General features: G+C 73.1%; 24 protein-coding genes. 13 read left to right on the top strand and 11 right to left on the bottom strand.

The genetic code is table 11. From position 1 onward, the window contains the following. Positions 1-17 precede the first annotated feature (17 nt). Positions 18-656, top strand: a complete 639-nt coding sequence (locus tag OG574_RS13830) for a winged helix-turn-helix transcriptional regulator (protein WP_326773473.1) — start codon at positions 18-20, stop codon at positions 654-656. A 64-nt stretch (positions 657-720) separates the two neighbouring features. Here the strand turns inward: OG574_RS13830 and OG574_RS13825 are convergent, their stop codons facing one another. The 3 genes from OG574_RS13825 to OG574_RS13815 are packed head-to-tail and all read right to left on the bottom strand — an operon-like array spanning position 721 to position 4,127. Beyond that, a complete protein-coding gene (locus tag OG574_RS13825; protein ID WP_326773472.1) occupies positions 721-1,572 on the bottom strand; it encodes a hypothetical protein in 852 nt (283 codons plus the stop codon). Then, positions 1,572-2,840 carry a VWA domain-containing protein gene (locus OG574_RS13820; RefSeq protein ID WP_326773471.1) on the bottom strand — a complete coding sequence of 423 codons (1,269 nt, stop codon included), beginning with the start codon at positions 2,838-2,840 and terminating at the stop codon, positions 1,572-1,574. The genes OG574_RS13825 and OG574_RS13820 overlap by 1 nt, the downstream gene beginning before the upstream one ends. 45 nt (positions 2,841-2,885) lie before the next feature. Next, entirely contained in the window at positions 2,886-4,127 is a 1,242-nt protein-coding gene (locus tag OG574_RS13815; RefSeq protein ID WP_326773470.1) for an FAD-dependent monooxygenase, read from the bottom strand. Positions 4,128-4,296: 169 nt separating this feature from the next. Here OG574_RS13815 and OG574_RS13810 point away from each other — a divergent pair, with 169 nt between their 5' ends. Further along, entirely contained in the window at positions 4,297-5,220 is a 924-nt protein-coding gene (locus OG574_RS13810; RefSeq protein WP_326773469.1) for a HipA family kinase, read from the top strand. Positions 5,221-5,285: 65 nt separating this feature from the next. On the opposite strand, the gene aceB is transcribed toward OG574_RS13810, so the two are convergent. Together aceB and OG574_RS13800 are read right to left on the bottom strand one after the other, a co-directional pair. Further along, positions 5,286-6,923 (bottom strand): malate synthase A, encoded by a 1,638-nt coding sequence (gene aceB / locus OG574_RS13805; protein WP_326773468.1) that lies wholly within the window; start codon positions 6,921-6,923, stop codon positions 5,286-5,288. 216 nt (positions 6,924-7,139) lie between these two features. Then, positions 7,140-7,745 (bottom strand): nucleotidyltransferase family protein, encoded by a 606-nt coding sequence (locus OG574_RS13800; RefSeq protein WP_326773467.1) that lies wholly within the window; start codon positions 7,743-7,745, stop codon positions 7,140-7,142. 225 nt (positions 7,746-7,970) lie between these two features. Between OG574_RS13800 and OG574_RS13795 the strand changes: the two genes are divergently transcribed. Beyond that, complete coding sequence (locus OG574_RS13795; RefSeq protein ID WP_326773466.1) at positions 7,971-8,285, top strand: DUF5955 family protein; 315 nt, start codon at positions 7,971-7,973, stop codon at positions 8,283-8,285. Between the two features lie 35 nt (positions 8,286-8,320). Here OG574_RS13795 and yczR read toward each other — a convergent pair whose 3' ends face one another. Beyond that, on the bottom strand, positions 8,321-9,814 hold the full coding sequence (gene yczR / locus OG574_RS13790) for a MocR-like transcription factor YczR (protein ID WP_326773465.1): 1,494 nt from the start codon (positions 9,812-9,814) through the stop codon (positions 8,321-8,323). 101 nt (positions 9,815-9,915) lie between these two features. Here yczR and OG574_RS13785 point away from each other — a divergent pair, with 101 nt between their 5' ends. Beyond that, positions 9,916-10,059 carry a hypothetical protein gene (locus tag OG574_RS13785; RefSeq protein ID WP_326773464.1) on the top strand — a complete coding sequence of 48 codons (144 nt, stop codon included), beginning with the start codon at positions 9,916-9,918 and terminating at the stop codon, positions 10,057-10,059. After that, the gene (locus OG574_RS13780) at positions 10,056-10,589 is read left to right on the top strand and encodes a universal stress protein (protein WP_326773463.1); all 534 of its coding nucleotides are present in this window, start codon (positions 10,056-10,058) and stop codon (positions 10,587-10,589) included. Before OG574_RS13785 ends, OG574_RS13780 begins: the two co-directional genes overlap by 4 nt. A gap of 188 nt (positions 10,590-10,777) precedes the next feature. On the opposite strand, the gene OG574_RS13775 is transcribed toward OG574_RS13780, so the two are convergent. After that, the gene (locus tag OG574_RS13775) at positions 10,778-11,404 is read right to left on the bottom strand and encodes a response regulator transcription factor (RefSeq protein ID WP_326773462.1); all 627 of its coding nucleotides are present in this window, start codon (positions 11,402-11,404) and stop codon (positions 10,778-10,780) included. Next, positions 11,401-12,576, bottom strand: coding sequence for a sensor histidine kinase (locus tag OG574_RS13770; protein ID WP_326773461.1), 1,176 nt, complete (start codon positions 12,574-12,576; stop codon positions 11,401-11,403). Before OG574_RS13770 ends, OG574_RS13775 begins: the two co-directional genes overlap by 4 nt. Positions 12,577-12,711: 135 nt before the next feature. Here OG574_RS13770 and OG574_RS13765 point away from each other — a divergent pair, with 135 nt between their 5' ends. Further along, positions 12,712-13,788, top strand: coding sequence for an ABC transporter permease (locus tag OG574_RS13765; RefSeq protein ID WP_326773460.1), 1,077 nt, complete (start codon positions 12,712-12,714; stop codon positions 13,786-13,788). Beyond that, entirely contained in the window at positions 13,785-14,543 is a 759-nt protein-coding gene (locus OG574_RS13760; RefSeq protein ID WP_326773459.1) for an ABC transporter ATP-binding protein, read from the top strand. Before OG574_RS13765 ends, OG574_RS13760 begins: the two co-directional genes overlap by 4 nt. Here the strand turns inward: OG574_RS13760 and OG574_RS13755 are convergent. Continuing rightward, positions 14,486-15,286, bottom strand: coding sequence for an IclR family transcriptional regulator (locus OG574_RS13755; RefSeq protein ID WP_100591454.1), 801 nt, complete (start codon positions 15,284-15,286; stop codon positions 14,486-14,488). The two genes, OG574_RS13760 and OG574_RS13755, sit on opposite strands and share 58 nt — an antisense overlap. Before the next feature lie 304 nt (positions 15,287-15,590). On the opposite strand from OG574_RS13755, the gene allB reads away from it, so the two are divergent. Both allB and alc read left to right on the top strand, forming a co-directional pair. Beyond that, on the top strand, positions 15,591-16,931 hold the full coding sequence (gene allB, locus OG574_RS13750; RefSeq protein ID WP_326773458.1) for an allantoinase AllB: 1,341 nt from the start codon (positions 15,591-15,593) through the stop codon (positions 16,929-16,931). 5 nt (positions 16,932-16,936) lie between these two features. Then, on the top strand, positions 16,937-18,052 hold the full coding sequence (gene alc, locus OG574_RS13745; RefSeq protein ID WP_100591456.1) for an allantoicase: 1,116 nt from the start codon (positions 16,937-16,939) through the stop codon (positions 18,050-18,052). Positions 18,053-18,119: 67 nt separating this feature from the next. On the opposite strand, the gene OG574_RS13740 is transcribed toward alc, so the two are convergent. Beyond that, positions 18,120-18,851, bottom strand: coding sequence for an SDR family oxidoreductase (locus tag OG574_RS13740; RefSeq protein WP_326773457.1), 732 nt, complete (start codon positions 18,849-18,851; stop codon positions 18,120-18,122). A 227-nt stretch (positions 18,852-19,078) separates the two neighbouring features. On the opposite strand from OG574_RS13740, the gene OG574_RS13735 reads away from it, so the two are divergent. Further along, complete coding sequence (locus OG574_RS13735) at positions 19,079-19,981, top strand: DMT family transporter (RefSeq protein ID WP_326778471.1); 903 nt, start codon at positions 19,079-19,081, stop codon at positions 19,979-19,981. Between the two features lie 131 nt (positions 19,982-20,112). Further along, on the top strand, positions 20,113-20,520 hold the full coding sequence (locus tag OG574_RS13730) for a ribonuclease (RefSeq protein ID WP_326773456.1): 408 nt from the start codon (positions 20,113-20,115) through the stop codon (positions 20,518-20,520). A 22-nt stretch (positions 20,521-20,542) separates the two neighbouring features. Here OG574_RS13730 and OG574_RS13725 read toward each other — a convergent pair whose 3' ends face one another. Further along, positions 20,543-20,743, bottom strand: a complete 201-nt coding sequence (locus OG574_RS13725; RefSeq protein WP_326773455.1) for a hypothetical protein — start codon at positions 20,741-20,743, stop codon at positions 20,543-20,545. Positions 20,744-20,923: 180 nt separating this feature from the next. Here OG574_RS13725 and OG574_RS13720 point away from each other — a divergent pair, with 180 nt between their 5' ends. Beyond that, positions 20,924-22,189 (top strand): sensor histidine kinase, encoded by a 1,266-nt coding sequence (locus OG574_RS13720; RefSeq protein ID WP_326773454.1) that lies wholly within the window; start codon positions 20,924-20,926, stop codon positions 22,187-22,189. Between the two features lie 115 nt (positions 22,190-22,304). Beyond that, positions 22,305-22,970, top strand: coding sequence for a response regulator transcription factor (locus OG574_RS13715; RefSeq protein WP_326778470.1), 666 nt, complete (start codon positions 22,305-22,307; stop codon positions 22,968-22,970). Positions 22,971-23,000: the final 30 nt, after the last annotated feature.

Here is a 23,000-nt window from a genome sequence, read left to right as displayed (position 1 = left end):
TGCATAGACTGCGAGCCATGCCACGCCGAAGCTACGACCAGTACTGCGCCGCCGCCCGCGCCCTCGACGCCGTCGGGGACCGTTGGACGCTCCTGATCGTCCGTGAGCTCCTCGCCGGGCCGCGCCGCTACACCGATCTGCACGCCGACCTGCCCGGTGTCAGCACGGACGTGCTCGCCTCGCGCCTGAAGGACATGGAGCGCGAGGGCGTCGCCGAGCGCCGCAGGCTGCCGGCGCCCGTCTCGGCGTACGTGTATGAACTGACCTCGCGGGGACGGCAGTTGCTGCCGGTGCTCCAGGCGCTGGGTGAGTGGGGCGCACCTGCGCTTGAGGAGCGCGGGCCCACGGACGCGGTACGCGCGCACTGGTTCGCCCTGCCGCTCCTGAGCCATCTGGAGCGGCTCGGCGGCGAGGGTGTGGTCGAAGTCCGCCTCGACGAGGGGGAGTTCCATGTGCGGGTCGGCGGCTCGGGTGCGGGCGGGCCTGTCTATGCCGAGGGGCCGGTGGGCGGCGAGCCCGACGCGCGGCTCGTCCTCGGCACGGAAACCTGTGTCGCCGTGGTGCGGGGCGAGCTGACGCTGGAGGAGGCGGCGCGCGCGGGCCGTGTCGCCGTGTCCGGGGACGGCGCCCTGGCGAAGGCGCTGCGAGAGGTGTGAAGCAGGGGCCAACTCGTCCATGGCGCCCGGCACGTGAGGTGCGCGGGCGCCATGGACGGGCGGGTTACCTGCCCGGCGGTACCCGGGACGGGCGGCCCGTGCCGCGCGTCAGGGCGTAGCCGCCGATACCGGCGAGCGCGGCCAGGATGCCGCCCGCCGCCGTCCAGACCCAGCGGTCCGACCACCAGCCGGAGGACCAGCCGTCCTCGGGCTCACCCGTCGCGAGCGCCTGGCTCGCCGACGAGCCGTTCTCCTCGTCGGAGGCGTCGTCGGTGGCCGCAGCGGCCTCTTCCGTCGTCGAGCCCGGCACGAGCGGGGCCGCGAGCGAGCCGTCCACCGCCGCGGAGCCGCCGACCTTCTTGGAGGTCACCTCGACCTCGGCCGAGACGGGCAGACCCTGGTCCGAGGGCGTCAGCGCGGCCGCCGTGAGCCGGACGTAGTAGGTGCCGGGCAGCGGGTCGTTCGCCCACTGGTCCGACCAGGCCCGCACCGTGCGCAGCGTGCAGGACAGGTCGACCGACGACGCATCCTGCGCCGCCGCCCTCGACTGAGTCCCGTACATGCAGGACTGACGGCGCCTCAGCCCGTCGTACACGTCGATCCGCCATGTCGCGCCCGAGGGCCGCGCCGCCGAGTCCGGCAGCTTCACCGTCGCCTTGACCGTGGGTCGCTGCCCGGCGTCCGCCGGGAACGACCAGTACAGGTAGTCACCCGTGGAGGCGCCCGCGGTGGCCCGCCGGCCCTGCTCCACCTCCTGCGCGGTACGGAACGACGTGCCCGCCTCGGTGGGGGCCTTGTCGTCACCGGAGGAGCCGGAGTCACTGGAGCCGGCGAACGCCGCGCCGGCCCCGAGCAGTGCGGTCAGCGCGCTCGCGCCGAGGAGCCCCGCCGTCACCAACAACCTGGTCTTACGCATCAGTTGGTCCTCCAGACCGCGACCCGCCAGCGCGAGATCCAGCCCCACAGCACACCCGCCACGAAGCCGGTGAGCACCAGGGCGCCGAGCAGCCACCAGCCGCGGCCGAGGCCGAACGCGGCCACGTCGGACGCGGCGCTCGGCGCGTCCACGACGTCGACGGTCAGCTCGACCGGGAGGCCCGGCGTCGTCTTGACCGACGCGGGGGCCGAGTAGGAGTTCGACACCTGGAGGCAGACGGTCTCGGCCGCCGCCTCGTCGTCCTGCTCGGGCTTCGGGTAGCGCAGACCGGTCGAGATCACGTCCGTACGACCGTCGCCCGCCTCCGAGCCCCGGACGATCTCACGGCCGTGCTCGGTGACCGCGCGCAGCAGCACGCCGTAGTCCTTGTTGACCGCGCGGTCCGCGGCGACGCTCACCGAGGCACGCAGTTCTTGCCCGGGGGCGACGGCCACGCGGTAGAAGCGGTGCTCGCCGAACGTCTCGCGGTCCGTGTACAGACCCGGCTTGATCTCCGGCGCGCCGGTGCATTCCTCGGCGCCCTCGACGGCCACGGGGTTGACCACGGGGTCGGCGGCCCGGTCGACCAACTGGCCGACGCGGTCGGTGAGTTCATCGGTGTGCCGCACGGAGGTGTACGTCCCGCCGGTGGCCTCGGCGATGCAGCTGAGCTGGTCACGCGTCTTGGCGTCAGGGACCAGGCCGAGCGTGTCGATGGTGAGGTTGATGCCCTTGGCGGCGATGTCGCGGGCGACCTCGCACGGGTCGAGCGGCTGGCAGGTGTCCTCGCCGTCGCTGATGAGGACGATGCGGCGCGATCCGTCGCCGCCGTCGAGGTCGTCGGCCGCCTTCAGGAGCGCGGGGCCGATCGGCGTCCAGCCGGTCGGCGAGAGGGTGGCGACCGCGGTCTTCGCCTCGGTGCGGTCGAGCGGCCCGACCGGGTAGAGCTGCGCGGTGTCCTTGCAGCCCACCTTCCGGTCCTCGCCGCGGTAGTTGGCGCCCAGCGTGCGGATGCCGAGCTCCACCTCCTTCGGCGTCGCGTCGAGCACCTCGTTGAACGCCTGCTTCGCGGCGGCCATCCGGGTCCCGCCGTCGATGTCGCGCGCCCGCATGGAACCGCTCACGTCGAGCACGAGCTCGACCTTCGGGGCGGCCGTGGGCTGCTCGTCGGGGCTGTCCGCGGCGAAGGCGCCGACGGGCGTCAGCCCCATGGTCAGGGCGGCGAACAGGACACACGTTCCCGCCGCCAGCCGTTTTCTTATGATCATCGCCGGATCTTATGGATCAACGTACGCGCACAACAAAACGACTGCTCAGCGGGGATGCGGGCCGGTGCCGGAATCCAGCTGTTTCCCGCCGAACACCCCGGTTCCGTCCGCCTGTGCCCACCACGCCTCAAGCCCGGCCTGGTCCAACTCCCGCCAGTCCGGGGTCTCCTGCACGAGCGCCCGGCCGAGGCTCCGTCCGAGCCCGACCAGTGCGCCGCCGGCCGCCGTGCGGGAGTCGTCGTACGCGGCGAGCGCCCCGTCCAGGGCCGGCGCGGCGCGGAACGCGGATTCGATGGCCACGCCGTCCTGGAGGGCCTTCACCGCCCCCGCCCCGGTGTGCGGGCGCGCGACCGTCGCCGCGTCCCCGGCCAGCATGAACCGGCCCGTCGCGTACCGCGGGGCCGTGAAGTCGTACATGGGCTGGAGCGCGAGCTCGTCCGGGGCGGTGAGGCGGACCAGGTCGCCCCAGTACGGCGGCAGCAACTCGTCGGCCACGTAGGCGAGATGGGAGCGCAGCGCGTCGGTGAGGGTGCCGGGCGGCAGGCTCGTCGGCAGGTCGACGCGCAGCGCCGCGTCGACGCCCGGCGGGGGAGCCGTGTAGAGAACCCAGTTCACGCGATGGCCGCCGGACGGGCCGCCGTCCGGGATCCGGTAGACGATGAGGTGCCCGCCGGGGAACACGACGTACGCGCAGTCCTCCTCGGCCCACAGGCCGGGCTCGGAGATCCGCTGTGCGGGGAACGCGCCCCGCCACGCCAGATATCCCGCGTACCGCGGCTGTACGTCGGGGAACGCGCAGGCCCTCACCGCCGAGCGGTAGCCGTCCGCGCCGATGACGAGGCCGAACTCCTCGGCGCCACCGGCTGCCGTGTGTACGCGGGCCCCGCCCGCCGTCGCCTCGACCCGCGCCACCGCCGCACCCGTACGGAACTCGACGCCCTCGGGCACCGCCCGGCGCAGATCGCGCCAGAGCGGCCCCCAGTTGTACGTACGGAACGGGAACGGCATGACGGCGATCTCGCGCCCGAGCTCCTTGCCCCCGGCGCGCACGTACCAGCGACGGCGCACCAGGCCCACCCACGGCATGCCCGCGTCCATGTACCCGGCCGACTCCAGCTCGGCGTACCGCGCGTCGTGCACCGCGAGGCCCACGCCGCGTTCCGCGAGGGAGCTCGCGGCCCGCTCGTACACGACGATCTCGTCCGCGCCCCCGCGATGGGCCGCGAGAGCCGCGGCGCACCCGGCGATGCTCCCGCCCACGACCGCGACCCGGCCACCGTTCACCATGCGTCCCGTCCCTCATCATCGGTCCCGCGCAAGGGAGATAGCGCAAGAAGATCTCCGCAGCCGGGACGACGGTACCGGCAGTCGCCGGGCGTCGGGTGGACCCGGAGCGCCGCAGGGTGCGATCCCGGCCACCCCTCGGCCGCGGGCGCCGACCGTTAGGCTGGCGGGTGTGCTGCGAGAAGTGACGGCCGTCCGGTATCTGAACCCCCTGCGAACCGGCGGCTCCGTGCCCGGGGTCGTCGAGGCCGACGACCTGGGGACCTACGTCGTGAAGTTCACCGGCTCCGCGCAGGGCCGCAAGGCGCTCGTCGCGGAGATCGTCGTCGGTGAGCTGGCGCGCCGCCTCGGCCTGCGCTTTCCCGAGCTGGTCCGCGTCCACTTCGACCCCGAGGTGGCCGCACACGAGCCGCACCAGGAGGTCCAGGACCTGCTGCGCGCGAGCGACGGGCTCAACCTCGGGATGGACTTCCTGCCGGGCGCGAAGGACTTCACGCCCGAGGTCGCTGCCGCCTTCACGGTGGACCCGCTGGAGGCCGGGAAGATCGTGTGGCTCGACGCCCTCACGGTCAACGTGGACCGCACGATCCACAGCTCGAACCTGATGATCTGGCCCACCTTCGGCATCCAGGAGCCGAAGCTGTGGCTGATCGACCACGGCGCCGCCCTGATCTTCCACCACCGCTGGGACGCGTCCGCGCCCGACAAGGCGTACGACTTCCGCCATCACGCCCTCGGCGCCTACGGGCCCGACACGGCGGCCGCCGACGCGGAGCTGGCGCCCCTCGTCACCGAGGAGATGCTCCGCGAGATCACCGCGCTCGTCCCCGACGCGTGGCTGACCGACGAGCCGGGCTTCCATTCGCCGGACGCGGTCCGCGAGGCGTACGTCTCCTATCTCGCGGCCCGCGCCCGTACGTCCCCCGCCTGGCTGCCCACGGACTTTCCGTCGCGCGATCAGCTGGCGGCCGCCGACGCGCGCCGCGCGGCCGACACGGAGAAGGGCCGCCCCGACTGGCTCAAGCGCGTCCCCGACCTGCACGGCAAACCGGCCGCCGAACAGGACTGGTCCGTCCACCTCGGTGACAAGGGCTGACCCCGGACACGACCGAACCCCCGGCGCTGTGCGGTGCCGAGGGCTCGGGTGGTGCGGGGCCGGACTCAGCCGGCGAGCTGCTCGTACGCGGGCAGCGTCAGGAAGTCCGCGTAGTCCGCGTCCAGGGAGACCTGGAGGAGGAGGTCGTGGGCCTGCTGCCACTTGCCGGCCGCGAAGGCCTCCTCGCCGATCTCGGCCTTGATGTTCGCGAGCTCCTGGGCCGCGACCTCGCGGGCCAGGTCGGCCGTGACCGTCGTGCCGGAGTGCTCGCCGCCCTCGAAGACGACGCCGGCGTTGATCCACTGCCAGATCTGCGAGCGGGAGATCTCGGCGGTGGCCGCATCCTCCATCAGGTTGAAGATGGCGACGGCGCCGAGGCCGCGCAGCCACGCCTCGATGTAGCGGATGCCGACCTGGACGGCGTTGACCAGGCCGTCGTAGGTGGGCCGGGCGTCGAGGGAGTCGATCGCGATCAGGTCGCCGGGCGCGACGGACACGTCCTCGCGCAGGCGCTCCTTCTGGTTCGGCTTGTCACCGAGGACCGCGTCGAAGGACGCCATCGCGATCGGGACCAGGTCGGGGTGGGCGACCCACGAGCCGTCGAAGCCGTCGCCGGCCTCGCGGTCCTTGTCGTTCTTGACCTTCTCGAACGCGACCTTGTTGACCTCGGCGTCGCGCCGTGACGGGATGAACGCCGCCATGCCGCCGATCGCGTGCGCGCCCCGCTTGTGGCAGGTGCGGACGAGGAGTTCGGTGTAGGCGCGCATGAACGGGGCCGTCATCGTGACCAGGTTGCGGTCCGGCAGGACGAACTTGGAGCCGCCGTCACGGAAGTTCTTGACGATGGAGAACAGGTAGTCCCAGCGGCCCGCGTTCAGGCCGGCGGCGTGGTCGCGGAGCTCGTAGAGGATCTCGTCCATCTCGTACGCGGCCGTGATCGTCTCGATCAGGACGGTCGCGCGGACGGTGCCCTGGGGGATCCCGGCGTAGTCCTGCGCGAAGACGAAGATCTCGTTCCAGAGGCGGGCCTCCAGGTGCGACTCCGTCTTCGGGAGGTAGAAGTACGGGCCCTTGCCGAGCTCGATCAGGCGCTTGGCGTTGTGGAAGAAATACAGGCCGAAGTCGACGAGCGCGCCGGGGACGGGCCGGCCGGCCTCGTCCTTCAGGTGGCGCTCGTCCAGGTGCCAGCCGCGCGGGCGCATCACGACGGTCGCGAGCTCTTCGTTGCCCTTGAGGGCGTACGACTTGCCGGTGCGCTCGTCCGTGAAGTCGATGTTGCGCGTGTAGGCGTCCATCAGGTTGACCTGGCCCAGGACGACGTTCTCCCAGGTGGGGGCCGAGGCGTCCTCGAAGTCCGCGAGCCAGACCTTGGCGCCCGAGTTCAGGGCGTTGATGGTCATCTTGCGGTCGGTGGGACCGGTGATCTCGACGCGGCGGTCGTTCAGCGCGGCCGGGGCGGGCGCGACGCGCCAGGTGGTGTCCTCGCGGATGTGAGCGGTCTCCGGGAGGAAGTCGAGCGTGGAGGTGCGGGCGATCTCGGCGCGACGCTCCGCGCGGCGGGTGAGGAGCTCGTCACGCCGGGGCGTGAACAGCCGGTGCAGCTCGGCCACGAAGGCGAGGGCCGCGTCCGTGAGCACCTCTTCCTGCCTGGGCAGGGGCTCTGCGTCGACGATGGCCAGCGGGGACGGCGCTGGTGCGGACATGAGCTGTCACTTCCTTCAGCGAACGGGCGCGGGCGGCACCGAGTGCCGTGGGCGCCGGAATACGACTACGGACCCCGCGCGGGGGGACCGGCCCTTCTGAGCAGTGGATACTAGTTTCCTCATTGTGGAAGTTCAATGGTTTGTTGATGTCGAGATTCTCCGGGTCGACATAACGTGGCGCTCGGTGCCAGGCTCCTCACGCCCCGTTCATGCCCCTCACTCAAGGTGCTTCAGGTCGGCCTCGGTGTCGATGTCGTAGTCATCGGCCACATCGCCGCACTCCACGAGCGTGAGCTCCGACGCGTGCTCCTTCAGGTACGCGCGCGCCCCGCGGTCCCCGGCCGCGCTCGCCACGATCCCCGGCCAGTGCTCCGCCCCGAACAGGACCGGATGCCCGCGCTCCCCGTCGTACGCGGCCGCCGCCAGCGACCCCGCCGACCGGTACGCGGCGCGCACGCGCGCCACCGCCGGAGCCCCGATCCCCGGTTGGTCCACAAGGAGTACGAGCGCGGCCGACGCCCCCGTCCCGGTGAGCGAGCCGAGCCCCGCCCGCAGCGACGACCCCATGCCCTCCTCCCACGCCGGGTTCTCCACGAGCACGCACCCCGCCAGGTCCGCCCGCGCCCGCACGTCGTCCGCTGCCGCGCCCAGTACGACGTGGACGCGCTCGCAGCCGCCCGCGCGCAGCACCGCCACCGCGTGCTCCACCAGGGGGCGCCCGCGGTGCGTCAGGAGCGCCTTCGGCCGCCCGCCGAGCCTGCGCCCACCGCCCGCCGCGAGCAGCAGTCCCGTCACCGGAGCCTCATCCGTTGCGTGTGTCATGAAGCCTGGATACCTCACCGGGCCGCCCGCGCGCCGACCCCCGGGGACACTCGTGAGGCCGGAATTCGGTCGGCACGGTGGCGGGCGCGGCAGAAGGTGGCGTTTACTGGCCGACGACCCCGATGCGGCGAGTCCGGCCAACGCCCCGCCGGGGCCGCGGAAGGCGTACGGCGTGCGGAACGCGCACGTCCGCGGTCGCACAAAGGCGTGCGAGGGGGGAGAGCTGTGTTGCGGAGCGTGGGGCAGAAGCTGGTGGCGGTCAGCGAAGAGGATCCGCGGGTGACGGAGTTGCGCGCCGCGGTGTCCAGGCTGCGCCGTGAACTGGCCGCCCATCCGGCCGAGTTCCCCGACCGGGCGGTCGCCGAGGACGAACTGGCCGCCCTGGACGCGATGGCCGCCGGCGGCCTCCCCGAGATCCCGCGCCTGCGCCGCTCCCTGCTGCTCATCGCGGGCGCGATCGGCTCGGTCAGCGCCCTGGCGAAGGGCCTCGGGGACGTGCGGAACGCGGTGGAGCTGTTCGGCGGGCCGTCACTGCACTGACCTCGTGCCTGAGTTGACGGCCCATCAGTCCGGCGTCACGCCACCCAGTGGGGCCGGCCCGGCTCGTCACCGGTCGCGCCGAGGCCGTCCGCGAGCGTCTGCGCCAGGCGATGCACCGCCTCCCTGGCGACCTCGGGCGGCTGTGTGTACGGGAAGCGCAGCCGGTGCTCGTGCGTGCCCGGGTCCGCGCCGAAGCGGGAGCCGCCCTCGATGCGCACCCCGTGCCGCAGCGCGGCCCGGGCGAGCGCCGAGGCGATCGGGCGGCCCAGGTCGATCCAGAGCGACAGGCCGCCGGGTGGCAACTGCCAGCGCCACTCAGGCAGTTCGCGCGCCAGGTCCTCGGCGAGCGCGTCCCGCTGGGCCCGCATCCGCGGCAGGCGCTCGCTCAGGACCTCGTCCATCCGGTCGAGCAGCCGCAGCGCGACAAGCTGGTCGAGCACGGAACCCGACATGTCGAACGGCACCCGTGCCGTGGCCAGTTCCGTGATGAGCCGCGACCCGGCCCGTACCCAGCCGATGCGCAGCCCGCCCCAGTGCGACTTGCTCAACGAGCCCACGGTGACGACCTGTTCGCCCGCACCGTGCGAGGCGAGCGAGGCGAACGGCGCGGGCGCCGGCACGTCCAGCGCGATGTCGGCGACCGTCTCGTCCACGACCAGCCAGGTCCCGGTCGCCCGCGCCGCCTCGAGGAGCCGCACCCGCTGCTCGCGCGGCATCAGCCGCCCGGTCGGGTTGTGGAAGTCCGGGATCAGATAGGCGAGCCGCGGCGCGGTCTGGCGCAGCGCCGACTCGAAAAGGTCCGTGTCCCAGCCGCCGTCCGTGACCGGCACCGGCGTGGCCCGCATCCCGCCCCTGTTCAGCGCGTCCAGGGCGTTCGGGTACGACGGGTTCTCGACCAGGACGCGGTCGCCCGCCCGGGCGAGGAGCCCCAGGGTGAGCGACACCGCCTGCTGGGCGCCCGAGGTGATGAGGATCTGTTCGGGGAGCGTCGGCAGGCCGCGCCGTGTGAACCGCTCGGCGACCGCGGCCCGTAGCTCGGGAAGCCCGTACGGGTGGTAGCCGGGCGTCGACGCGTGCCTCGGCAGCTGTGCGCCGGCGGCGGCGAGCGCGTCGGCGAGCTCCGCCTCGGGCGCGCCGGGCGCCGCGATGGCGAGGTCGATCACGTCGTCGCCCGTGGGGAAGACGGCCACGCTGGCGGGCCGCTGTCCCTCGGGCAGCTCGGTCCACGTCCCCGCGCCACGCCTGCTGCGTGCGTAGCCGCCCTCGCGCAGCAGGTCGTAGGCGGCGGTGACCGTGGCGCGGCTGACGCCGAGCGCCGTGGCCAGCTCGCGCTCGGCGGGCAGCCGGGTGTGCAGCGGGATGCGCCCGTCGAGCAGCAGGGTGCGTACGCCCTGGGCCAGGACGCGGTAGCCGGGTCGCTCCCCGGCGGTGACCGCCAGGAGGCCGGCGAGGCGGCGGCTGCCCAGGGACCCGTTCATGTTGTCCGTGCCCGGCGGGTTCAAGGCGTGGACCACTCGATTGCCTGCCATACCAACTCCCCGCTATTGGCCCTGCTGTCCAGGCCAATCAGCCTACAGACTCGAGGGAGGTCAGGGGTTTTGGCCTGGGGAGCCGGCTGAGGAGGCATGCCATGGACGGGTACGAGGCGGGCTGTGTCACGGACCGTTTCGAGCGGGAGATGCAGCGCCGCGCGGAGGCGCGCACCACGCGGCCGGCGGGCGCCTGGGTCCGCGCGCTGGTGAACGGGAAGCAGCGCAAGGGGAGGAAGCCGTGAGCGCCATCGAGGCCCGACGGCCCGAGGGAACGGTCGGTCAGGTCGTCGTCGGGGTGAGCGACTCGCTCGGCGGGCTCGCGGCGCTGCGCGCGGCCACCGAGCAGGCGCGCCGCTCGGGCCGGGTCCTCGTCGCCGTCCTCGCCTGGGAGCCGCCCGAGGGTGAGGGCCTGTACGCCCGCCGCCCCGACCGGCAGTGGGCCCGGCACTGGCACGGCGAGGCCTGCGCCCGCCTCGACCGCGCCTTCGCCGAGGCGCTCGGCGGGCCACCCCGGGACGTCGACCTGGTACGCCGTGTGGTCAGGGCCAGACCGGGCCGGGCCCTGCGCGACGCGGTGGCGGGCCCGGACGACCTGCTCGTCATCGGCGTCCGTCCACGCCGCATGCGGCGCGGACGGATCCACCGCTACGTCGTCGCACACGCCGGCTGCCCGGTCCTGACCGTGCCGGCCCCGCCGCTGGCACGGCACGAGCTGCGCGCGCTGCGCCGAGCGAGCGCATACGACTTCGCGGCGGCGGGCCCGGCCGGGTGAACGGGGGCATTGGCGCATGAGGCCGTAGGCGGTGGTTGCCGCTGTGTGAGGCGGATCTGCGGTTCGGTGGTGGGGTGTGCGCCGGGTGCCCGGTCCTGAGCGTGCCGCGCCGGCGCCTGCGCGGGACGGGTTGCGGCGGATGGCCGCAGGACTTCGCGGCGAAAGGTCCGGTGGGCTGAACGGGCAGGTCAGCGGCGCATGAGGCCGCGTGCGGTGGCCGCGGCGACCGCCGCTGTGCGCGAGTCGACGCCCAACTTGGCGTAGATGTGCACCAGATGGGACTTCACCGTCGCCTGGCTGAGGAACAGTTCCTTGCTGATCCGCTGGTTCGACAGGCCGTCCCTGACGAGCTGGAGCACCTCCAGCTCGCGGCGGCTGAGCGCCTCGGCGGGGGCCCGCATGCGGTCCATCAGGCGGTGCGCGATGGCGGGCGCGAGCGCGGACTGGCCGGAGGCCGCCGTGCGGACCGCCGCCGCGAGCTCCTCCGGCGGCGCGTCCTTGAGCAGATAGCCGGACGCGCCCGCCTCCACCGCGGCGAGGATGTCCGCGTCCGTGTCGTACGTGGTCAGGACGAGGACGCGCGGCGCACCGGGCCTCGCCGCGATGGCCGCCGTCGCCTCCGAGCCGTGCATTCCGGCGCCGAACTGGAGGTCCATGAGGACGACGTCGACCCCGCCGGCCGCGGCGAGCTCCACGGCCCGCTCCGCCGTGGCGGCCTCCGCGGCGATCTCGAAGTCGGGTTCGGCGTCGAGGACGGCGCGGAGCCCGGCGCGTACGACGGGGTGGTCGTCGGCGAGCAGGAGCCGGACGGTCATGACGCGCCTTCCACGGGGAGAGGGAGAGTGATCGCGACCGCCGTGCCCTGGCCCGGCGCCGACTCCACCGTGAACGTGCCCCCGAGGGACTCCGCGCGTGAGCGCATCGCGGGCAGGCCGAACCCGCCGTCGCCGGACGGGGCCGAGGCGGGGTCGAAGCCGCGGCCGTCGTCCACGATGTCGAGGGCCACGGCCGTGTCCATGAAGCTGAGGGTGATCTCGGCGCGGCGGGCTCCCGCGTGGCGCACCGTGTTCGCGAGCGCCGACTGCGCGATCCGCAGCAGGGCGACCTCGTACGGCGTCGGCAGCCCGGACGGTGTGCCGCTCTCCGTGAAGCGGGCGGTGAGCCCGGGAGCCGTCGCGCACAGCCGCTCCAGGGCCCCCGCAAGCGACCCGCTCTCCAGGTCCGGCGGCGACAGGGCCCGCACGAAGCGGCGGGCCTCGGCCAGGTTGTCCTGGGCGGCCGCGCGCGCCTCTTCGATGTGCGGGGCGGCCGGTGACTGCGGCGGCAGCGCGCGCTGGGCCGCGCGCAGCAGGAGCTGGATCGAGGACAGACCCTGCGCGAGGGTGTCGTGGATCTCGCGCGCCAGGCGCTCCCGCTCGGCGAGGGTGCCCGCCGTGCGCTCCGCGGCGGCGAGTTCGGCGCGCGTCGCGATCAGCTCCTCGATCAGGCGCTGTCTGCGCTCGCTCTCGCGGTACAGCGCCTGGTAGCCCATGACGGTCGCGACGGCCACGGCCGCGCCGAGGAGCGGCCCTATGAAGGCCCCCGGGTTGAGCTCCTGCCCATGGCGTACGTACGAGGCGATGGCGGCGCACGCGGTGAGCGCCACGGCGGGGACGCCCCAGCGGGCGGGCAGCAGATGCAGCTGGAGGAAGTACAGCGGGAACGCCAGCCACAGCCCGTCGGGGGAGAGGACGAGCAGCACCAGCCACACCGCGCACAGCGCCCCGAGCCAGAGGGCCGCCCCGGCCCGCGTGTCCCGTACGGCCGGGATCAGCGGGCCCGCCCCGTACACGACGGTCATCACCACCGCGGCGGCCACCACGGCGCCCGCCCCCGTCGAGTCCCCGGCCAGCGCGCGGCCGGCGACCAGCAGGAGCAGCCCGGCCATCAGCACGTGCAGGCACAGGCGCAGGACGCGCAGAACGGGGGTCAGAGAACGTGGATCCATACCGTCACCAGCGTAGGCAGAAGAACGTCGAAGACGGTCAACCGAAAGTTTGAAAGGCGGCTCCTTCCTTCGATTCGGGTGAAGCGTGCTGTGGCGCGATGCCCGGGGCGGGCGCCCGGCCGCAGGCTGGGGACCATGTTCGTCGCATGGAGAGATCTACGGTTCGCCAAGGGCCGGTTCGCGCTGATGGGAAGCGTGGTCGTGCTGATCACGCTGCTCGTCGGCCTGCTGTCCGCCCTGACCGCGGGCCTGGCCCGGGACAACACCTCGGCGCTGACCGGGCTGCCCGCCGACCACCTGGCGTTCGCCCGGCCCGCGGACGGCCAGGCGGTGTCGTTCACCGGTTCGACGGTCGGGTCCGGGCAGTGGCGGGCGCTGGCCGCGCGGCCGGGGATCGAGAGCGCGCAGCCGCTCGGCATCAGCACCGTCAACGCCGAGGCGGGCCACCACACGGCGGCCGTGTCCGCGTTCGGCGTGCGGCCCCGCTCGGGGCTCGCGCCCGACACGACGGCACCCGGCACGGCCGTCCTGTCCCAGCAGGCGGCGGACGATCTGGGCGCGGGGCCCGGTGACCGTATCGCCCTGTCCCGTACGTCCCTCACGGTGAGCGCGGTCGCGGGCGACGCCTCGTACAGCCACACACCCGTCGTCTGGATCGACCTCGGCGACTGGCAGAACGTGGCGCCGGGCGGACAGCGCACAGGGGAGCGGGCCACCGTGATCGCCCTGCGCACCGGGGACGGCGCCGACCTCGGCGCCGCGGACCGTGCGGCGGGCACCGAGACGCGGACCGTGGCCGGGGCCCTTGAGGCCATAGGGTCCTACCAGGCCGAGAACGGCTCGCTCCAGCTCATGCGGGGCTTCCTCTTCGTCATCTCGGCGATGGTCATCGGCGCGTTCTTCACCGTGTGGACGATCCAGCGCAGCGGCGACATCGCGGTCCTCAAGGCCCTCGGCTCCTCGACGCCCTATCTGCTGAAGGACGCGCTCGGGCAGGCCGTGGTCATGCTCGTCGGCGGTACGGCCCTCGGGACGGCGCTCGCGGCGCTCATCGGGGCGTTCGTGCCCGACAGCGTGCCGTTCGTCATGGAGCCGCTCACCACGCTCGGCCCGGCCGCCGTCATGACCGTGCTCGGCGCGGCCGGCGCCGCCCTGTCCATCCGGCGCATCACCGCCGTAGACCCCCTCACCGCACTCGGGAGCGCCCGATGAGCCTCGACCTCGACGAGATCACCCTCACCTACCCGGACGGCGACGGACGCATCACGGCGCTCGACAGCGTCACGCTGCACGTCCCGGCCGGCACGGTCACCGCGGTCGTCGGCCCGTCCGGGTCGGGCAAGTCCAGCCTCCTCGCGGTCGCGGCGACGCTGGTCACGCCCGACAGCGGCACCGTGACCGTGGGCGGTACGCCGACGGACTCGATCGGCCCCGCCGAACGCGCCGGGCTGCGCCGCCGCTCTCTGGGCATCGTCTTCCAGCAGCCGAACCTCCTGCCGTCCCTGACCGCCCTCGAACAGCTCCAGGTCATGGCCCACCTGGACGGCCGCAAGCCGCGCGAAGCGCGGGAGCGGGCAGGGGAGTTGCTGGCCGCGGTCGGACTGACGGACCAGGCGCGCCGCCGCCCCCACCAGCTGTCCGGCGGTCAGCGCCAGCGCGTCAACATCGCCCGCGCCCTGATGAACGAGCCGGCGGTCCTGCTCGTGGACGAGCCGACGAGCGCCCTCGACCACGAACGCGGGGCGGCCGTACTGGATCTGCTCGCCCGGCTCACGAGGGAGCGCGGCACCGCGACCGTCCTGGTCACGCACGACCGGGCGCATCTCGCGGTGGCGGACGAGGTGTGCGAAATGGTGGACGGGCGGCTCACGAAGGCCGGCCCGTCCCGTGACGCTGCGGGTGGTGCCCGCTACACGCCGACCCCGGAGCTCGACAGTGCCACCGACAGCTCCTCGGCGACCTGCTGAAGCACCGGCACGATCTTCTCGGTCGCGGCGTCGGTGACACGTCCCGCCGGGCCCGAGATCGAGATCGCGGCGGCCGTGGGGGAGTTGGGCACGGAGACGGCGAGGCAGCGCACGCCGATCTCCTGCTCGTTGTCGTCGACCGCGTACCCGGCGCGGCGCACCTCCGCGAGCGCGTCGAGGAAGCCGTCGGCCGTGGTGATCGTCTTCTCCGTGGCGGCCGGCATGCCGGTCCGCGCGAGCAGCGCGCGCACCTCGTCGGCCGGGGTGTCGGCGAGCAGGGCCTTGCCCACGCCCGTCGAGTGCGGCAGGACGCGCCGGCCCACCTCGGTGAACATCCGCATCGAGTGCTTGGACGGCACCTGAGCGACGTAGACGATCTCGTCCCCGTCGAGCAGCGCCATGTTCGCCGTCTCGCCGGTCACCTCGACGAGGCGGGCGAGATAGGGGCGGGCCCAGGTGCCGAGGAGGCGGGAGGCGGACTCGCCGAGGCGGATCAGGCGGGGGCCGAGCGAGTAGCGCCTGTTGGTCTGCTGGCGCACGTAGCCGCAGGCGACCAGGGTGCGCATCAGGCGGTGGATCGTCGGCAGGGGAAGGCCGCTGCTCGCGGAGAGCTCACTGAGACCCACCTCGCCCCCGGCGTCGGCCATCCGCTCGAGGAGGTCGAAGGCGCGCTCGAGGGACTGGACTCCGCCGGTCGGGGCGGAAGGGCCAGAGGACTTGGTGCTGGCGCTTGACGTCGGCACGGGCGCGTTCCTTTCGGGGCGGAAGGGCAAGGCAGCAGCCTACCCGGCGGTCACCGAGGGGGGTGTGGCACGGCCCGGGTTGTTCCGGCCGGTCAGGGGGTCTTTGTCCGGGTGTCGCCGGGCCATGCCTGTGGTCTCTTGACGGTGTCGTCGTAGATAGCTACGTTCTGGCTTACGGAATTCTAATTCCACTTTGTGGAAACGTCCAGGATGGCGTCGTCCCTTACGGGGCGGCTCTTGACGGACCCTGGACTGGAGTGAAAACTCCTTCAACAGAACGTTGAATTTACTGAGAGGGGCTCGGGTGTCCGACGTCGAACTGGTGCTGCGCTCGACCCGCGTCATCACCCCCGAAGGCACGCGGCCCGCGTCGGTCGCCGTCGCCGGGGGAAAGATCGCCGCCGTCCTTCCGCACGACGCGGACGTACCGGCAGGCGCCCGGCTCGAGGACTTCGGTGACGACGTCCTCATGCCCGGACTCGTGGACACCCATGTCCACGTGAACGACCCGGGGCGCACGGAGTGGGAGGGCTTCTGGACGGCCACCCGCGCCGCGGCGGCCGGCGGCATCACCACGATCGTCGACATGCCGCTCAACTCACTGCCGCCGACGACGACGGCGGCCAACCTGCGCACCAAGCAGGACGTCGCCGCCGCCAAGGCGCACATCGACGTCGGCTTCTGGGGTGGCGCGCTGCCGGACAACGTCAAGGACCTGCGTCCGCTGCACGACGCCGGGGTCTTCGGCTTCAAGTGCTTCCTCTCGCCGTCCGGCGTGGACGAGTTCCCGCACCTGAACGGGGACCAGCTCACCGCCTCCATGGCCGAGATCGCCGGGTTCGGCGGCCTGCTCATCGTGCACGCCGAGGACCCGCACGAGCTGGACGTCGCCCCGCACAACAGCGGCCCGAAGTACGACGACTACCTCGCGACCCGGCCGCGGATCTCCGAGGACGTCGCGATCAAGGGGCTCATCGACACCGCCAAGCGGATCGGCGCCCGCGTCCACATCCTGCACCTCTCCTCCTCCGACGCGCTGCCGCTGATCGCCGAGGCCAAGGCCGAGGGCGTCAAGCTCACCGTCGAGACGTGCCCGCACTACCTCACGCTCACCGCGGAGGAAGTCCCGGACGGCGCAAGCGAGTTCAAGTGCTGCCCGCCCATCCGCGAGGCCGCGAACCAGGACCTGCTGTGGCAGGCGCTCGCCGACGGCACCATCGACTGCATCGTCACCGATCACTCGCCGTCGACCGCCGACCTGAAGACCGACGACTTCGCCACCGCGTGGGGCGGCATCTCCGGCCTCCAGCTGAGCCTCTCCGCCATCTGGACCGAGGCCCGTGGGCGCGGCCACTCCCTCGACGACGTGGTGCGCTGGATGTCCTCGCGCACCTCGGAGCTGGTCGGCCTCGACGACCGTAAGGGCGCCATCGCCGCCGGCCGCGACGCCGACTTCGCGGTCCTCGCCCCCGAGGAGACCTTCACCGTCGACCCGGCCGAACTGCAGCACCGCAACCGCGTCACCGCCTACGCGGGCAAGACGCTGCACGGCGTCGTGAAGTCGACCTGGCTGCGCGGTGAGCGCATCGTCGCCGAAGGCGAGTTCACCGCTCCCGCCGGCAAGCTCCTCGAAAGGAACAACTGATCACTGTGACGGCGATTCCCAGCTTCACCGGCGACGCGAACCCCTACGGCGGCGGAGACCCGTACGCCGACTACCGCACCGCCGACTTCCCGTTCACGCAGTACGCCGACCTCGCCGCGCGGCAGCTCGGCGCCGGTGTCATCGCCGCCAACGACGAGTTCTTCGCCCAGCGCGAGAACCTCCTCGTGCCCGAGCGCGCCGAGTTCGACCCCGAGCACTTCGGCCACAAGGGCAAGATCATGGACGGCTGGGAGACCCGCCGTCGCCGCGGCACCGGCGCGGACCACCCGTGGCCGACCGCCGAGGACCACGACTGGGCGCTCGTCCGGCTCGGCGCCCCCGGCGTGATCCGCGGCATCATCGTCGACACCGCCCACTTCCGCGGCAACTACCCGCAGGCCGTCTCCGTGGAGGCCGCGTCCGTCGAGGGCGCGCCCACCCCGGAGGAGCTCCTGTCGGGCGACGTCAAGTGGACGACACTCGTACCGCGCACGGCGGTCGGCGGCCACGCGGCCAACGGCTTCGCCGTCGACGTGGAGCAGCGCTTCACGCACCTGCGCGTCAATCAGCACCCCGACGGCGGCATCGCCCGCCTGCGGGTCCACGGCGAGGTCGTGCCCGACCCCAAGTGGCTCGCCACGCTCGGCACGTTCGACGTCGTCGCCCTGGAGAACGGCGGCCGCGCCGAGGACGCCTCCAACCTCTTCTACTCGCCCGCGAGCAACACCATCCAGCCGGGCCGCTCCCGCAAGATGGACGACGGCTGGGAGACCCGCCGCCGCCGCGACCAGGGCAACGACTGGATCAGCTACGGCCTGGCCGCCCAGTCGCAGATCCGCGCCCTGGAGATCGACACCGCCTACCTCAAGGGCAACTCGGCGGGCTGGGCGTCGGTTTCCGTGCGCGACGGCGACGACGGCGAGTGGGTGGAGGTCCTGCCCCGCACCCGCCTCCAGCCCGACACCAACCACCGCTTCGTCCTCGACGCCCCTGCGGTCGGCACCCACGCGCGCGTGGACATCTACCCGGACGGCGGCATCTCCCGCCTGCGGCTGTTCGGCTCGCTGACGGACGAGGGCACGGCCCGCCTGACAGCCCGTCACCAGGAGCTCGGCGGCTGACCCGGGCCCCGGACCCGCGCGGGGGCGTACCGGCCTGACAGCACCGGTACGCCCCCGCGCGCATACGTCACGCCGCGTGCCCGCCGTCCACGGCGAACTCCGCACCCGTGACATACGTGGCCTCGGGGCCCGCGAGATAGGCGACCATCGACGCCACCTCGTCGGCCGTGCCGAACCGGCCCAGCGCGACGGACACGGTCTGGCCCGAGGCGTACGGTCCGTCCGCCGGGTTCATGTCCGTGTCGATCGGGCCCGGGTGGACGATGTTCGCCGTGATGCCGCGGCCGCCCAACTCGCGTGCCAGCGCCTTCGTCAGGCCGATCAGGGCCGCCTTGGTCGTCGCGTACACGGTCCCGCCGGGGCCCGGTACGCGCTTCGCCATGCAGGTGCCGACGGTGACGATCCTGCCGCCGTCGGACAGCCGCGCCGCGGCCGCCTGCGACGCCAGCAGGACACCGCGCACGTTCACCGCGAGCGCGTGGTCGATCTCGGCGAGCGAGAAGCCCTCCAGCGGCCCGAGCACCCCCACGCCCACGTTGTTCACCAGCACGTCGAGCCCGCCGAACGCGTCCGCCGCCTGATCCACCGCCCCCGCCGCCTCGTGCGGGTCCGCCGAGTCGGCGCGCAGTGCGAGACCGCGCCGGCCCAGTGCCTCGACGCGGCGCACGACCTCCTCGGCCGCCTCCTTGCCGTTCACGTAGGTGACCGCCACATTCGCGCCCTCACGCGCCAGCCGCAGCGCGGTCGCCGCGCCGATCCCGCGGCCGCCACCGGTGACGAGTGCTGCCTTGCCGTTCATGGGTCCTCCTGAAGCCATCGGTTGTTATGACTTCAAGTAAATGGACGGGCGACCGCCGATGCTGGCGGCAAACGGACACCGATGCCCCGCCTGCAGTGGTGAGTTGCCCGGCGGGTCCGGTGGACGGAAAGCGGTGGCCCTGATGATCTTGCCGCCGGTACCGTGAGCCCGCCCCCGTGCGAGTCGCCGTCGTCTCCACGCCGCCGTACGCCGCCGGAGACCGCACCTTGACCACGCTCACCGTCACCGCGCCCCGCCGCGCCTGGCTCACCGACCTGCCCGTTCTCCTCGTGGCCGTCGTCTGGGGAGCCAGCTATCTCGCGGCCAAGGGCATCACCACACAGACCACCGTCCTCGCGGTCCTCGTGCTCCGGTTCGGCGCCGTCCTGCCGGCGCTCGCCGTGGCCGGGCGGGGCGCGCTGCGCGGGCTGAGCGCCACGCAGTGGCGCGGGGCGGGACTCCTCGGGCTGATCCTCAGCGGGATCTTCCTCCTGGAGACCTACGGCGTCGTCCACACCTCGGCGACGAACGCGGGCCTCATCATCAGCCTCACCATGATCTTCACGCCCCTCGCCGAGGCCGCGCTGACGCGGACCAGGCCGTCCCGCACCTTCCTCGCCGCGGCCGCCGTCTCCGTCGCCGGCGTCGTCCTGCTCACCCAGAGCGGCGGCTTCACGGCCCCGTCCGGCGGCGACCTCCTGATGCTGCTCGCGGCACTCGCCCGCACCGTCCACGTCCTCGCCATGGCCCGGATGAAGTCCGTGCGGGGCGCGGACGCGCTGCCCCTGACGACGGTCCAACTGGGCGCGTCCGTCGCGGTGTTCGCGCTCCTGTGCGGGGTGCCGGGGACGGGCGCCGCGCCGTGGGAGGCGGCCGCGGACTTCGGCCCGCGCGCGTGGGCGGGGCTCGTCTTCCTGTCCGTCTTCTGTACGCTCTTCGCCTTCTTCGTGCAGATGTGGGCGGTCCACCGGACGTCACCGTCGCGGGTGAGCCTGCTTCTTGGCACCGAGCCGCTGTGGGCCGCGGCGGCCGGCATCGCCGTCGGCGGCGAACGCCTGGGGCCGCTGGGCCTGTTGGGGGCCGTGTTCGTGCTGGCAGGGACGGCGTGGGGGCGCCGCGCCACCGCCTGAGCCGCACCTTGAACGGGCCCCGAATGCGCCCCGGACGCGCCTGAAGCGGCGCCTCCGATTGGTTAACTTCCGGAAAACTCCCCCGACTTGACGTTGACACGTCATGCTCTACGCGCGTCACACTAGGGGCCATGCGAATCCCCCCACGAATCGCCAGCGTCACTGCCCTCGCCGCCGCCCTGCTCATCGGCGGCCCCGTCCTCGCCGGCTCGGCCACCGCGGCCCCGGCCCCCGTCACGTACTCCGTGACAGCCGTCGGCGACATCTGCTACTCGGCGCTGCCCTCCCAGGCCCACGACACGCTCGACCTCATCGAGCAGGGCGGCCCCTACCCGTACGACCAGGACGGCACCGTCTTCCAGAACCGGGAGGGCGTCCTGCCCTCGCAGTCCACCGGCTACTACCACGAGTACACGGTCATCACCCCCGGCTCCCCGACCCGCGGCGCCCGCCGCATCGTCACCGGTGAGCAGTCCCAGGAGGACTACTACACCGGCGACCACTACGCGACGTTCGACCTCGTCGACCACAGCTGCTGAACGACCCCGGTGACCGGCGCCGTCAGCTCTTGAGGCTCTCCGACGCGGCGAACAGGGCGAACGCGAGCACGATCAGCGTGATGCTCCCGTACACCTCGTAGCCGTCGAGGAAGCCGAGATGCTGGATGACGCCCCAGCTCAGCCACCCGGTGAACTCGTGCAGCAGGCCGATCGCGCCCTGAATGAGCGCGATCGCGCCGATGAACTCCAGAACCTTCTTCATAGGTGACAACCTCGCCCCGCGGACCTCCCACGCACATCGGCCGCGGGGCGAGGCGCGTCCCGCCACAAGACGCGACTTACGGCGGGACGCGCGTACCGAAGTACCGGCCGCCGCGACTTTCGTCCACGGTCCGCTCCACGAGGCGGTCCCGGGTGCCACGGGTGCGTAGATTTGTCGACCATGGAGGTTCAGGAGCGGACAGGGACGACCCCACCGGGGGAGCGGTACCGGTGGCGGCGCAGGATGCTGCCCTCGGCCGTCGCCGACGAGCTCGACCTGGACCCGGACGGCCGCCCCGGCCGCAGGCGCCGCACCCTGCGCGACTGGGTCGTCGACTTCACCTGTTTCCTCGCCGCCGTGGGCATCGGCCTGCTCGGCGCCCACTCCGTCTCGAACGACCCGAACACCTCCGACGGCCTCGCCGCCCTCGACCAGTGGCTCGGCGCGCTCGCCTGCGCCGCCGTGTGGCTGCGCAGGAGGTGGCCCCTGGGCCTGGCCATCGCGCTGGCGGCGGTCAGCATGGTGTCGAACAGCGCGGGCGGCGCCACCATGGTCGCCATCTTCACCCTCGCCGTGCACCGCCCCTTCAGGTATGTCGCCTGGGTCGCCGGTGCCTCGTGCGCGCTGATCCCGCTCTTCTTCTGGATCAGGCCGGACCCGGACTCGCCGTACGTCCTCTCCGTCACCTTCACGATCGTCCTCACCGTCACCGTCGTCGGCTGGGGCATGTTCGTACGCTCCCGGCGCCAGCTCCTGCTGTCGCTGCGCGACCGGGCGAGGCGCGCCGAGACCGAGGCCGCACTGCGGGCCGAGCAGGCGCAGCGCCTCGCCCGCGAGGCCATCGCCCGCGAGATGCACGACGTGCTCGCCCACCGGCTCACCCTGCTCAGCGTGCACGCGGGCGCCCTGGAGTTCCGGCCCGACGCACCCCAGCAGGAGGTCGCCCGGGCGGCCGGCGTCATCCGCGAGAGCGCCCACGAGGCGCTCCAGGACCTGCGCGAGATCATCGGCGTCCTGCGGGCCGACGACCACGGCGAGGAGTCGGGGCGGCCGCAGCCGACGCTCGCCGGACTCGACGCCCTGGTCGCCGAGTCCCGCGAGGCGGGCATGAAGATCGTCCTCGATCATCAGGTCACCGCCCCGGACGCCGTCCCCGCGTCCGTCGGCCGCACCGCCTACCGCATCGTCCAGGAAGGCCTGACCAACGCCCGCAAGCACGCCCCCGGCGCCGAGGTCGAGGTCCTCGTGTCCGGCGCTCCGGGAGACGGGGTCACCGTCTCGGTCCGCAACCCGCCGCCCCCGGGCGAGGTCCCGCACGTGCCCGGCTCGGGCCAGGGCCTGATCGGCCTCACGGAACGCGCCACCCTGGCCGGCGGCAGCCTCGGCCACGGCGCCGCCGACGACGGGGGCTTCGCGATCGAGGCCTGGCTGCCGTGGCCCGGGTGACCCCCAGCCCGCGGCCCGCACGCCTGGACCACGTGATCACCGGCTCGCTACGGTGGCCCCCGGGGACGGTGACGGCCGCGGTACGACGGCGCGAAGGCGGGACTGGGTGAATTCGGTGGAACCGATCAGGGTGCTCCTCGTCGACGACGACCCGCTGGTGCGCGCGGGCCTCTCCTTCATGCTCGGGGGCGCGCCCGACATCGAGATCGTCGGCCAGGCGGGCGACGGCTCACAGGTCCCCGCCCTTGTCGCCGAGACCCGGCCCGACGTCGTCCTCATGGACATCCGCATGCCGGACGTGGACGGTCTCGCCGCGACCGAGGCGCTGCGGGCGCGGCCCGACGCACCCGAGGTCATCGTCCTCACCACGTTCCACGCCGACGAACAGGTACTGCGGGCGCTGCGCGCCGGGGCCGCGGGTTTCGTCCTCAAGGACACCGCGCCCGCCGAGATCGTCGAGGCGGTCCGCCGGGTCGCCTCCGGAGCGCCCGTCCTGTCGCCGACCGTGACCCGGCAGCTCATCACGCGGGCCACCGGCCCCGACCCGCAGCAGGACCGCAGGGCACGCGCGCGTGAGCGCCTCGGCGAACTGGCCGACCGCGAAAGGGAGGTGGCCGTCGCCGTGGGCCGCGGCGCGTCCAACGCGGAGATCGCCGCTGAGCTCTACATGAGCGTCGCGACCGTCAAGGCGCACGTCTCCCGCATCCTCGCGAAGCTCGGCCTGAACAACCGCGTCCAGATCGCCCTCCTGACCCACGACGCGGGACTCCTCGACGACTGACTCCAGCGGCACGGGTAAATTCACAGCGTG

Origin of the sequence: Streptomyces sp. NBC_01445, assembly GCF_035918235.1 — a bacterium.
Classification (GTDB): domain Bacteria; phylum Actinomycetota; class Actinomycetes; order Streptomycetales; family Streptomycetaceae; genus Streptomyces.
This window is presented reverse-complemented; position numbering and strand designations above follow the sequence as displayed.